Below are 12,013 nucleotides of genomic sequence, written 5' to 3' on the forward strand. Positions count from 1 at the left end.
CGCCGCCCGCCGCCACCACGCCGCCCGCCGCCACCACGCCGCGCGCCGCCTCCGGCCCGCTCGCCGACGCCCTTGCCCGGGCGGCCAAGCTCGGCGTCGTCGTCCCCGTCGAGGCGGCAGGCGGCGCGGTGGTCGAGCTCGACCGGCGGATCGCCGCCGTCGCGGCCGCGGACTCCGACCCCGCCCGCGTCGCCGCCGTGCTCGGCGACACGTTCCGGCTCCTCCCGCGCGTCAGCGCACCCGACTTCTCCCTCGCACCCAGCACCGAGTTGCAGGGCGGCGACCCGCTCGCGGCGGTCACGTGGCTGCAGCGGGCGGCGCACGTCCGAGACGGGGCGTCGCGGCTCGAGACCGCCTTCCTCTACGGCGAGGCGACCGGCACGGCGCCACTGAGCCTCAAAGTCGCGCAGCTGCCGAAGCGCCCCGGCGACCGCTGGGTCGGGCTTCCCGCGACGCCGCAGCAGCCGATCACCGGCGGGCGGCTCTCGCTCGTCGTCGCAGGGAACGCGGGCGCGCAGCTCGCCGGGCTCGTGGTGGACGAGTGGACCGAGGTCGTCCCCGACCGGACGCAGATGACCGGCGTCGGCTTCCACGTCGAGCAGCCCGCCGCGCGGGCGCCGCAGGCGATCCTGCTGGCGGTGCCGCCGGACGAGGGGCACGTGTGGACCCTCGACAACCTGGAGGCGACCGTGCTCGAGACGCTGGAGCTCGCGCGGCTGCGGCTGGTCGACGGCGAGGCGCTCGCCGCGCCCACGCAGGCCGCGCCGGCGGTGCCGCGGCTCGGCCAGTTCCTCCCCGCGATCTACCTGGCCTCCGCGCCCGCGGCGGAGACCGTGACCACCGACCTGACGCGGGTGAGCGCCTGATGACCGACTGGGCACGGCTCGAGCCCGGCGCGCGCGACCGCGACCTCGCGCCCGGCCTCGAGGCCCGCATCCACGACCCGCTGTGGCTGCTCGGCCGCCAGTGGCAATTCGGCGAGTTCGAGGCCGCCGACGCCGGCAGCGCGATCGTCGCGCAGGTGAGCGCGTCCGTCGCCCCGCTGACCAAGCTGCGCCCCGGCCGGCCGGACCCGGCGGCCCGCACGGGCAACTACTCGGTGCCCGCCGTGCCGCTGGAGACGCTCGTCGAGGCCGACGACATCCACGCCGCCCCGACCGCCCGCATGCGCGCCCGCGCCGGCCAGCAGTTCGAGCGCGTGCTCGCCGCCCGCGGCCTCGCCCGCTACGCCACCACGTTCCGTACCGCGTATCCGATCGCCGCGGGCTCGCCCTTCGCGACCCTCGTGGCGGGCCGCGCCATCGACGGCGAGAGGCTCGCCAAGGACCTCAAGGCCTCGTTGCGGGCGACGCCGCCGGCGCTCCCCGCCGGCCCCGTCGTCGACCCCACCGACAGCGCCGCCGTCATCGCCGCCGCGCAGGCGTTCGTCGCCTGGTTCGACGCGCTCGCGTTCACGCCCTCGGGCGGCCCCGCGGGCTGGGTGCCGGACCGGCTCGAGTACGCGTTCGGCACCTCCTCGCCCGACGGCATCGGGCTGGAGGCCGACGAGTACACCGACGGCCACCTCGACTGGCACGCGTTCACGGCCACCGGCACGACGGCCGTCCCACCGGCCGGGCGCTCCACGCTCGGCCCGCTCACCGTCGTCCCGAGCGCCGTCACCTACCCCGGCATGCCCGCCTCGCGGCTGTGGGAGTTCGAGGACGGGCGCGTCAGCTTCGGCGCCGTGTCGGCGCAGCCGGAGGACCTCGGCCGGATGCTGCTGTCCGGCTTCGCGCTCGTCTACGGCGCCGACTGGCTGATGCTGCCGCTCGAGGTCCCGGTCGGCGCGGTCGTCCGGATCACCAAGCTCGACGTCCGCGACACGTTCGGCCGCACGACCACGGTCGGCCCCACGGCGCCGCAGGGCGAATGGCGGATGTTCGGGCTCTCGCGCGCGGACGGCACGAACGAGGACGCCCTGGTCGTCGCCCCCGCGCTCGCCGCGAGCCTGCAGGGCCGCGACATCGAGGACGTGCTGCTGCTCCGCGACGAGATCGCGAACCTCGCGTGGGCGGTCGAGCGGGCGATCGAGGGCGACGACGGCCTTCCGGCCGATCGCGCGCAGGCCGCCAACGAGGCAGCGCCACCGACCGAGCCGCCGAGCGGGTGGGTCGGGGCGGGGTCCGCGCTCCCGTACCGGCTGCGCACGGACCCGCCCCAGCACTGGTTCCCGCTGCTGCCCCAGCGCGCCGTCGCGACCGACCCGTCGATGGCGTTCCGGCTCGGCGCGCTCCCGCGGATCACGCCGCCGGGGCCGCCGCTGAAGCCGCGCGGGCGCCTGCTCGCGCCGCTGGCCAAGGACCCGAAGCTGCTCCTGCGCGAGGACGAGGTCCCGCGGGAGGGCGCGCGGGTGACCCGTACCTACCAACTCGCCCGCTGGATGGACGGCGGCACGTATCTGTGGCTCGGGCGGCGGAAATCCGTCGGCCGGGGCGAGGGGTCGAGCGGCTTGCGCTTCGACACCGCCGAGCCTTCATGAGGTCCGCGCAGTGACGTGGGCGCGTACCTTCTGCGGGACCTACGTCAAGGAGGGCTGACGTCGCGTCGATGAACGGTGGTAGTGGGCCGTTCTGTCCAACATCACGCACGTGTCGCAGGCGTCGCCGCCGTCGTGAGCGCGGGCGCCGCCGCCGTCTCGCTCGCACGCGGAGGTCGTCGTACGCCGCCCGTGCCCGCTCCCGCTCCGGCGGACTCCGGCCTCGTCGGCCTGATCGAGCGCGTCGCGGACGCGACGAGCACCGCCCGGACCGTCGACGCGGCCCTCTCCGCCTGCCTCGAGCAGCTGTGCCGCTGGACGGGCTGGCCGGTCGGCCACGTGTACTTCGCCCACGGCTCGGAGCGCGCGCTGCCGTCGCAGCTCTGGTCCCTGAGCGACCCGGAGCGCTTCGAGGCGTTCCGCGTCGAGACCGAGCGGATGGAGCTGCCGCGCGGCGTCGGGCTTCCCGGCCGCGTGCTCGAGAGCGGCCGCGCCGAGTGGATCGTCGACGTGACCTGCTCGCCGAACTTCCCCCGCAGCGCGTGCGCGGCGAGCGTCGGCCTGCGCGGCGGCTTCTCGTTCCCGGTCGGGACGGACGCCGGGACGATCGCGATCATCGAGTGCTTCTCGCTGAACGCGGTCACGCCGGATGACCGGCTGCTCGAGGTCGCCAACCACATCGGGCGCCAGCTGGGCCGCCTGATCGCGGGGCTGCGGACCGAGGAGGCGCTGCGTGAGTCCGAGAGCCGCTTCCGCTCGGTCGCCGAGGCCGCCAACGACGCGATCATCGCCGCCGACCGCGAGGGCCTGATCCTCTCCTGGAACCCCGCCGCCGAGCGCATGTTCGGCTACAGCGCGGGGAGCGTGCTCGGCCGGCCGCTGTCGCTGCTGATGCCCGAGCGGTTCCGGCCGATGCACGACGCCGGCCTCCGCCGGGTGGCGGAGCGCCCCGAGTCGTCGCGGATCATCGGCCAGACCGTCGAGGTCGTCGGGCTGCGCGCCGACGGGGCCGAGTTCCCGATCGAGCTCTCCCTCTCCACCTGGGAGGAGAGCGGCACGCGCTTCTTCGGCGGCATCATCCGCGACATCGCCGCTCGCAAGCAGGCGGAGGACCGCGCCCGGGTGATGGAGACCGCGCCGGACCCGATCGTGCGTGTGGACGCCGGGCGCCGGATCGTGCTCGTCAACGCCCGCACCGAGCAGCTGTTCGGCTACGAGCGCTCGGAGCTCGTCGGCCGCTCCGTCGAGGACCTGTTCGCGGCGAGCGCGCGCTCCCGCGCGGCGGACTGCTTCCACGCCGCGGTCGCGGGCGCCTCGGACCGTGGCGCGGAGCTGATCGGCCGCCGCAAGGACGGCCGCGAGTTCTCGGTCGATGTCACCCTCAGCTCGACCGAGGGGGAGGACGGCAAGGTCGTCGTCACCTGCATCCTGCGCGACGTCACCGAGCGCCGGCGCTTCGAGGCCGAGCTGCGCCGCCTCGCCGATCACGACCACCTGACCTCGCTGTTCAACCGGCGCCGCTTCGAGGAGGAGCTCGCCGCCTGCGGACACGGCGCCGTGCTGCTGCTCGACCTCGACCGCTTCAAGTACATCAACGACTTCCACGGTCACTCGGCGGGTGACGAGATCGTCCGCATGACCGGCCGCGCTCTGACGGGCGTCGTCGGCGAGGCCGGCGTGATCGCCCGCCTCGGCGGCGACGAGTTCGCGGTGCTCCTGCCCGGCTCGGACCGCCTGCGGGCCGCGCACGTCGCCGAGCTGATCCTGGACGCCGTCCGCGCGCAAGAGGTCACGATCGGCACGCTGCCGGTGTCGACCTCGGCCAGCATCGGCGTCGTCCCGTTCGGCCACGGCGACGCGCAGGTCGACGATGTGTTGGCCGCCGCCGACATGGCGATGTACGCGGCCAAGGAAGCGGGCGGCAACCGCAGCTACGTGCTCGACGACGAGGACGAGTTCGTCGGCCAGATGCAGGCCCGGCTGGCGTGGGCGCATCAGATCCGCCGCGCGCTCGACGAGGACCGCTTCGTCCTGTACTGGCAGCCGATCATCGACCTGCGGACCGGCCTCGTGACCCACCGCGAGGTGCTACTGCGGATGGTCGGCGACGACGGCCAGATCATCCCTCCGGGCGCGTTCATCGACACCGCGGAGCGCTTCGACCTGATCCAGGAGATCGACCGCTGGGTCGTCCGCGCCGCGATCCGCCTGCTCGCGAACGACCCCTCGTGGGAGGGCCGCGTCGAGGTCAACCTCTCCGGCAAGTCCACCGGCGACCCGGCGCTGACCGCGATGATCGAGCACGACCTCCAGCAGTCGGGCGTCGACCCGGGCCGCCTCGTCTTCGAGATCACCGAGACCGCCGCGATCGCCAACATGGCCCAGGCCCGTGCCTTCGCGGAGCGCCTCAAGGGCGTCGGCTGCCGCTTCGCGCTGGACGACTTCGGCGCCGGCTTCTCGAGCTTCTACTACCTCAAGCACCTCCCGCTCGACTACCTCAAGATCGACGGCGACTTCATCCGCTCCCTCACCTCGAGCGAGACCGACCAGCTCGTCGTCCGCTCGATGGTCGACATCGCCCGCGGCATGGGCATGAAGACGATCGCCGAGTTCGTCGAGGACGAAGCGACCGCCGACATGCTCCGCACCATGGGCGTCGACTTCTCACAGGGCTACTTCCACGGCCGCCCCCTGCCGGTCGCCGACGGCGTCGCCTCGGCCGTCTAGTCCTGGGTGCCGAGCACCGGGCGTTGGCGGAGGCCGTAGACGGTCGCGGCGACGAGCACGATCGCGACGATGACGGTCGCCAGGCCTGAGAGGTCCAGCGCCGCGTAGGCGAGCGCGATCAGCCCGACGAGGACCGCCACCGTGGCGGGTGTGAAGAGGAACGTCCAGATGTGCATCATGTTCTGGTAGAGCACCCACGCCGCGCTGCTCGGTGGGCGCCGGACGAGCCAGCGCGGGCGCCGTGTGCCGAGGCGCTCGCCCCAGAAGCGGCGTGGCATCAGCAGCTGGTCGTAGGCGTACATCGTGCGCAGGTACAGGCCGATGGCGACGAGGAACGACGCGGCCGCGACGGTCACGGCGCCGCGGTCGCCGAGCTCGTGGAGCCGTCCGGGCGCGAGCAGCACGCCGCTGAGCACGAGGCTCATCAGGCCGCCGAGGAGCTTGGCGACCTCCATCTTGGACTTGATCTTCTCGCGCACCTCGTCGATCGCCTTGGCGTCGTCGGGCGCGATCGTCCAGTCGAGCCAGCCGGTCGGGCGGCCGCGGAACTCCGGCTCGACGACGATCGCGGCCACCTCGGCGTTCTTGAGCGGCAGCAGCGGCGCCGGCCCGTCGACCAGCGCCCGCCACCACGGGCGATTGGCGAGCATGCGCGCCGCGATCCACCCGAGCTGCGGCATGTGCCCGATCACCAGCACGGGCCGCGCTTCCCGCCGCTCGAGGATGGACCGCGTGAGCTCGTCCAGCCCGTCCGGGGTCGCGTCGGTCGCGGGGTCCAGGCGCGCGTCGGCGAGCACCGCCGGCCCGCCCAGCTGCGCCGCCAGCCACTCCGCATGTGCCGTCGCCGGCGGCGTGCGGGCGTGCAGGATCAGGGCGACATCGAGGCCGTCGTGGTCCAGCGTCTCACGCAGCCGTTCCGCGACCGCGACCGGCATCTCGTCCTCACCCTTGATGTGCCGGCACAAGAGCAGCACGTCGGGCATCGCGCCCCGATACTACGCGGCGGCGGTGATGCCCACGCGTTCCGGGGTGTCGTCGTCAACCGTCTCGAAGAAGCCGCCGACGACGTCCTCGAGCTCGTCGAACGACGCGGCGCCGAAGAGCACCGGCTGGTACGAGGTGATGTCGTAGTCGACGGTGGCCATCGCGGCGATGTCGAGCGGGCGGATCTCCATCGAGCGGAACTCCTCGATCTCGCCGTAGGAGGAGAGGATGCCGGCGCCGTAGGCGCGCAGCTCGCCGTCCTCGTACATGACGCCGAACTCGAGCGTGAACCAGAAGACGTCGGCGATCGCCTGCACGGCGGCGTCGGTCTCGCACCGCATGGTCGCCTCACCCGCGGCGCGCTTCAAAGCGGCGAAGCGGGGCGAGCCGAGCATGTTCCCGTGGCCGATGACCTCGTGGATGATGTCCGGCTCCGGCGTGTAGAGCGGCTGCGACGGATGGCGCACGTATTGCGTCGAGTAGAAGACACTCTGCGCAAGCGAGCCGTAGAACTCGCGCAGATCGACCAGTCCGGGCGCCGGGTGGTACTCCCAGCCGGTCAGCGGCTTCAGCGCGGCGGTGACCTCGGCCAGCTGCGGGACCCGGTCCGACGGCAGCGCGAGCGCGGCCTTCGCCTCGCGGAACTCGCGCACGGCGTAGCGCTCGTGCTTGACGGCGAGCTCGCCGGAGACCAGCCGCCAGACCTCGTCCTCGGCCTCGGTGTAGGCGACCGGGGCGGGAACCGTGCCCGGCTCCCACGCGAGCGCGGAAGCGGCGATCTCGTTGCGGCGCTCGCGGTATCCGGCGTCCTGGAAGCCCGGATGGTCCGCCCCGAGATGCACGACGACAGCCCCGGACTCCGTCTGCGTGACCGGTGAATACAGCTGCGCTTCCTCGAACATGGCGACAAGCTTGCCACGCGAAGAAGTCTTGCGCGCAAAGTTAGGTCCGCTGTACAGCATGCCCACCGAATCAGGGGAGTCGGTGGGCATGTTGCTCAGCAGGCCGAGTTCCGTCGCACCCGCGTCATACCTCGAATGCCGCCATGACCAACAGTCCTCGTAGGGAGTTCAAAGCTGCGAACACGAGGCTGACCGTGACGAGAACGTCGTCGGCACCCGGGTATCTGTAGAGGCGCCAGTAAGCGAACACCGCGAAAGCGAGGGCGCCCAGCAGGATTCCCACTCCCACCACGTACCCGAGTGCTTCCCTGGCCTTTGACCACGACGTGTGCGGGCTCGCGCGCAGGCGCCCCGGTGTGGTTCCCGGGCCTCCCCATGCCTGGATGGTCTGAGACATGAGGGTGACGTCGAGATCGTTCTCGTGCAGCGTTGGATACAGGGTCTCGACGGTGGCGCTGATGAGTTCGTCGATCGTGGCCCGTAGCTCGACCAACGCGAAGAACTCGTAGAAGAGGTATGCCGTGAAGGCAGGGATGAACGTGAGGACACCGGCGAGATTTGACAGCTTGATCGGCCCTACCGTCACCTGCGCGTCCTTGCTCCCGACCAGGAGAACGAAGGCTGCGATCGCCAGGACGAGCAGCGCCACCGTCCGACGGAGACTCTGGGCAACCGTCTCACTGCTTCGCGCGAGATGATCCAGATACTTGTCGCCGTAAAGGCGAGCGCTTTCCTCGGCAAAGCCGTCCGCGACTCGCGCCTTGACCGTCTTTAGGACGTAGGGCACGATGCAGATCCTCTCACCGAGCCCGGATCACTTCGTGGTCGTTTGCTCAAGGTCAGCGAGCGGTCGACTCGACCTCGAGCAGGCCGAGTTCCGTCGCCCGGGCGGCGGCCTCGGTGCGGGTGTGCGAACGGAGCTTGGTGAGGATGTTGCGGACGTGCATGTCGACCGTGCGGGTGCTGAGCACGAGCCGAGCGGCGATCTCGCGGTTGGTGAGACCCTGCGCGACCAGCCGCACGACCTCGACCTCGCGGCGGGAGAGCCCGGCGGTCTCGTGCTCGGCGGCGGCGCGGCGGCCGAGGTGATCGGCGACCGACGCGCCCAGCGCCGCCACCGCTGACGCCGCCTCGGCGGCCAGCGGGCGAGCGCCGAGCGCGACCGCGACCCGGTGCGCCTCGGTGAGCCCATCCAGCGCCGCGTCGCGCTCGCCGATCGCGCTCAAGGCCGCCGCGCCGCGGACGAGGATCTGCGCCCGCTCGAACGGGATGTTCAGCCCGCCGTGCAGCTCGGCGGCGCGAGCGAACTGGGGTGCGGCGGCGTCGGCGTCGCCTTCGGCCAGAGCGGTCTCGGCGATCGCGCTCGCCAGAGCGGCGAGCGCGTCCGCGTAGCCGGCGGAGGCGACGATCGACGCGAGCGCCTCGCTGCAGGCACGCGCGAGGTCGAGCCGCCCCGACCGCGCCAGGTGGCCGGCCGCCCAGCGCAGGCCCCAGACCGCGTAGTGGTGGTCCTGGCTGCGCTCCCAGCGAGCGAGCAGCACGCGGCAATGCTCCTCGGCGCGCAGCAGGTCGCCCTCGGCGGCGGCCAGCCAGGCCAGCGCCGCGGCGCTGTCGCACTGCATCGAGACGACGTTCAGCCGCGCCGAGGTCTCGAGGCACCGCACCAGCAGCGGCAGCCCACGGCGGCCGTGGCCGCGCCAGACCTCGATCGCGCCGAGGATGCCGTCGGCGACCAGCGACGCCTGCGGGGTCGGGCCGGGCGCGAGCAGCTCGCGGCACAGCTTCGCGGCCTCGTCCCAGTCGCCGAGCTCGCGCAGGACGTAGGTCATGCAACTCAGACAGGTGTGCTGAAGCCCGTCCCCGGTGGCATCGCACAACCCGAGCGCCAATCCCAGGGCATCCCGGGCGCCGTCGTAGTCGCCCGCGATCTCCTTGGCCGTGCCGAGTCGCTGATAGACCTCGGCGGCGACCGGTGTCAGCTGGCGCTCGAGCGCCAACGAGAGTCCCTCCTGGATGACCGCGAGCCCCTCTTCGAACGCACCGGCCTTGGCCCGTGCGACGCCCTCCAGACCCAGCGCCCGCGCCTGCAGGTCCGGCCGCTCGGCGCGCAGCGCTTCGACCCGCGCCGCGGACGCGCTCGCGCGCGCCTGGTCGTGCAGCCCGGCCGACTGCAGGTGGCCGGCGATCACGAGCCGCTCCGCCGCCGCCTCGCCCGGCAGGTCGTTCGCGGCGAACGCCTCGGCGGCGACGCGGCGGGCGGCGAGCGCGCGCTCGCGGTCGCCCTGCAGCTCGTAGATCGATGCCATCCGCCGCTCGGCATCGGCCAGTGCGCGACCGGCGCCGGACGACCGACGCGCCGCCACGACGTCCCGCTGCGCGCGAGCGGCCTCGGTCAGATCGCCCGCCAGCTCGGCATAGCGGGCGTGCTGCTCGAGCGCGGCCACCCGCTCGGCGACCTGCTCGCCCTCCGGCCAGATCTCGAACGCCTGGCGCCCCAACCGGGTGGCATCGCGGTACGCGTGCACCGCGGCGCGGTCGGCGATCGCCTGCCGCAGCGCGTTCAACGCGTGCGCCGAGTCGCGCGCGGCCAGCCAGTGCGCGGCGACCTCGCCCGCGTCGTCCACCGCCTCCGCCATCGAGCGGTGCAGCGTGCGGCGGCGCAGCCACGGCACGTCCTCGTAGACCGCGTCGCGGACGAGCGGGTGACGGAAGGCCGCCTCGCCGCCGGCGGTCTCGACCAGCAGCCCGGTCGCGAGCAGCTCGGCGACACCGTCCTCCCCCGCCAGCCCGGCGAGCAGAGCGAGGTCCATCCGCGCGCCGGCGACCGCGGCGGTCTCGGCGGCGGCGCGGCCCCGCTCGCTGAGCGGCTCGATCCGCACCAGCACCGCGTCGCGCACGGTCGCGGGAAGCGGGACGTCGTCGTCCAACGCCAGCTCGAGGCCGGCCGCGCCCGGCGTCAGCCGCCCCGCCTCCTGCAACGCGGCGGTGAGCTCCTCGATGAAGAACGGGATGCCGCACGTGCGGTCGTGCAGCGTGCGGGTGAGGCGGGGGCTCGCCGCCGTGCCCACGAGCCGCTCGAAGAGCGCACCGGTCTGGGGCTCGTCGAACGACTCGAGCGTCAGCTCCTCCAGCGCGCGGTCGCGTCGCAGGTCGTGCCGCAGGCGGCGCAGTGGGTGCGCGCGCGGAAGCTCGTCGGAGCGATAGGCGGCGACGATCAGCAACGGGAGCTGGCGGACCGGGAGCGCGAGGGCCGAGAGCAGCTCGATCGTCGCGTCGTCGGACCACTGCAGGTCGTCCAGCAGCAACGCCGCGGGTTGCTTGGCGGTCAGGGTGACCAGCCCGCAGCGGATCGCCTCGACGAGCGTGGCACGATCGCCGGAGGCGCTCGCCTCGCCGAGCTCGGGGAGCAGCACGGCGAGGTGATTGCGCAAGGGCCCGCAGCGGTCGAGCCCGCCCGGCACGGCCCGCAGGTACTCGCGGAACGCGCCGACGACGGGGCCGTAGGGCGAGCCGGAGGGCGACGCGGCGCCGCGGAAGAAGCGGGCGCCGCCGAGCGCCTCGGCGACGAGCCGCGTCTTGCCCACACCGGCCTCGCCGGAGAGCAGGAGCAGCCCGCCGCGCCCGGCCGCGGCTTCGTCAAGCGCGGACTGCAGTCGCGCCCACTCGAGCTCGCGGCCGATCAGCACGTGGCGACTATCTCAGACCGGCAGGGCGCGCGGCCCGGTGCTGTCGAAGCAGTTCGCGATCTCGGCGACGAGGTTCGCCGGGAAGCCGCCCTTGCGGGCGTGCTCGAGGATGACGTCGGCGCTCTCGGCCTCGTGGACGCAGTAGATCTTGTCCCCGGCGACGTAGCTGTGACGCCACTCGTAGGGCTTGTCCAGGCTCTCGACGGTCTCGTTGGACTTGGTGGTGATGCCACGGAGCTCGTCGTGCGTGAGCTGCGACGCACCGGGGATCTCGCGTTCGATGATGTAGGTCGGCATGGGTGCTGAAGCTACGGACGCCGCTGTGCCGTGCCATCCGCAGGATTGCCGTATTCATACGGTGGTGTTGCCGTATTAGCTCGCGCATCCTGCTGGAGACGGCCCAGTGGCGGCTCGGGGAGTTCCGCTGCGCGCCCGGCGACCCCGCGTGGGACGAGGTCAACACGAACATGGGCGCGTGGCCGCACGTCGTGTTCCCGCGCTCGCACGTCCTGATCGAGCAGGACGGGGCGCGCCCGGTGCTGACGACGCCCAACCACGTCGTCTTCTACAAGCCGCATCAGCTCTACCGGCGCGGTTTGCGCGACCCGCGCGGCGATCGCTCGGTCTGGCTGGAGGTGTCGCCGGCGCTGCTCGAAGAGACGCCGGTCGGGCCGCTCGGACCGTCGGACGCCCGCACCTACGCGCTCGCCGTGGCGCTGGCGACACCGCCCGCGGAGCGGCTGGTCGCCGAAGAGGCGGCGATGCGCCTGCTCGACCTCGCGCTGCGCGGTGCCGGGGTTCGCCCCGAACCGCGACGTGCGGGGACGCTGCGCGTGCACGCCGAGCTGGTCGAGGCGGCGAAGGAGCTGCTGATCGCGCGCGTCGCCGAGCCGCCGGTCCTGAGCGAGGTGGCGGCGGCGCTCTACGTCTCCCCGTTCCACCTCGCACGCGTGTTCCGTGCCCGCACCGGGTTCTCGCTGGCCGGCTACGTCCACGGGCTGCGGCTGCGACGCGCGGTCGACCGGCTCGCGGCCGAGCCGTCCGTCGACCTCTCACGCCTCGCGCTCGAGCTCGGCTACTGCTCGTCGAGTCATTTCACCGATCGTTTCCGCGCGGCGTTCGGCTGCCCGCCTTCGGCGCTGCGCGGGACGCAATTGCGCACGATCGTGGAAGCGCGCCGGCCGCACGCGGCATAG

General features: G+C 73.1%; 8 protein-coding genes and 1 pseudogene. 4 read left to right on the forward strand and 5 right to left on the reverse strand.

Going from position 1 to position 12,013, the window contains the following annotated elements; genetic code table 11:
- The 3 genes and pseudogenes from G569_RS64010 to G569_RS58870 all read left to right on the forward strand — a co-directional run.
- A pseudogene (locus G569_RS64010) lies at positions 1-866 on the forward strand (hypothetical protein); the annotation flags it as partial.
- Positions 866-2,521, forward strand: coding sequence for a hypothetical protein (locus G569_RS0125075; protein ID WP_028065468.1), 1,656 nt, complete (start codon positions 866-868; stop codon positions 2,519-2,521). The pseudogene G569_RS64010 and the gene G569_RS0125075, both read left to right, overlap by 1 nt.
- A 189-nt stretch (positions 2,522-2,710) precedes the next feature.
- On the forward strand, positions 2,711-5,245 hold the full coding sequence (locus tag G569_RS58870) for a bifunctional diguanylate cyclase/phosphodiesterase (RefSeq protein WP_053226950.1): 2,535 nt from the start codon (positions 2,711-2,713) through the stop codon (positions 5,243-5,245).
- Here the strand turns inward: G569_RS58870 and G569_RS0125085 are convergent.
- The 5 genes from G569_RS0125085 to G569_RS0125105 form a co-directional block, all read right to left on the reverse strand.
- Entirely contained in the window at positions 5,242-6,228 is a 987-nt protein-coding gene (locus tag G569_RS0125085; protein WP_028065470.1) for a hypothetical protein, read from the reverse strand. The genes G569_RS58870 and G569_RS0125085 overlap by 4 nt on opposite strands.
- Positions 6,229-6,240: 12 nt before the next feature.
- Positions 6,241-7,131: a phenylalanine 4-monooxygenase gene (locus tag G569_RS0125090; RefSeq protein ID WP_028065471.1), complete on the reverse strand. Its 891-nt coding sequence runs from the start codon at positions 7,129-7,131 to the stop codon at positions 6,241-6,243.
- Between the two features lie 124 nt (positions 7,132-7,255).
- Positions 7,256-7,918: a hypothetical protein gene (locus G569_RS0125095; protein ID WP_028065472.1), complete on the reverse strand. Its 663-nt coding sequence runs from the start codon at positions 7,916-7,918 to the stop codon at positions 7,256-7,258.
- Positions 7,919-7,970: 52 nt separating this feature from the next.
- Positions 7,971-10,817, reverse strand: a complete 2,847-nt coding sequence (locus tag G569_RS0125100; RefSeq protein WP_028065473.1) for a helix-turn-helix transcriptional regulator — start codon at positions 10,815-10,817, stop codon at positions 7,971-7,973.
- A gap of 12 nt (positions 10,818-10,829) precedes the next feature.
- Entirely contained in the window at positions 10,830-11,114 is a 285-nt protein-coding gene (locus G569_RS0125105) for a DUF4242 domain-containing protein (protein ID WP_028065474.1), read from the reverse strand.
- 2 nt (positions 11,115-11,116) lie between these two features.
- Here G569_RS0125105 and G569_RS58875 point away from each other — a divergent pair, with 2 nt between their 5' ends.
- Positions 11,117-12,013 carry an AraC family transcriptional regulator gene (locus G569_RS58875; RefSeq protein WP_157592297.1) on the forward strand — a complete coding sequence of 299 codons (897 nt, stop codon included), beginning with the start codon at positions 11,117-11,119 and terminating at the stop codon, positions 12,011-12,013.

It is taken from the genome of Solirubrobacter soli DSM 22325, from assembly GCF_000423665.1.
Lineage (GTDB): Bacteria > Actinomycetota > Thermoleophilia > Solirubrobacterales > Solirubrobacteraceae > Solirubrobacter > Solirubrobacter soli.

What these genes read in the sequence shown, in the direction of transcription:
- G569_RS0125075 (WP_028065468.1), top strand. Translation starts at nt 866, where the DNA reads ATGACCGACTGGGCACGGCTCGAGCCCGGCGCGCGCGACCGCGACCTC.
- G569_RS0125085 (WP_028065470.1), bottom strand. Translation starts at nt 6,228, where the DNA reads ATGCCCGACGTGCTGCTCTTGTGCCGGCACATCAAGGGTGAGGACGAG.
- G569_RS0125090 (WP_028065471.1), bottom strand. Translation starts at nt 7,131, where the DNA reads ATGTTCGAGGAAGCGCAGCTGTATTCACCGGTCACGCAGACGGAGTCC.
- G569_RS0125105 (WP_028065474.1), bottom strand. Translation starts at nt 11,114, where the DNA reads ATGCCGACCTACATCATCGAACGCGAGATCCCCGGTGCGTCGCAGCTC.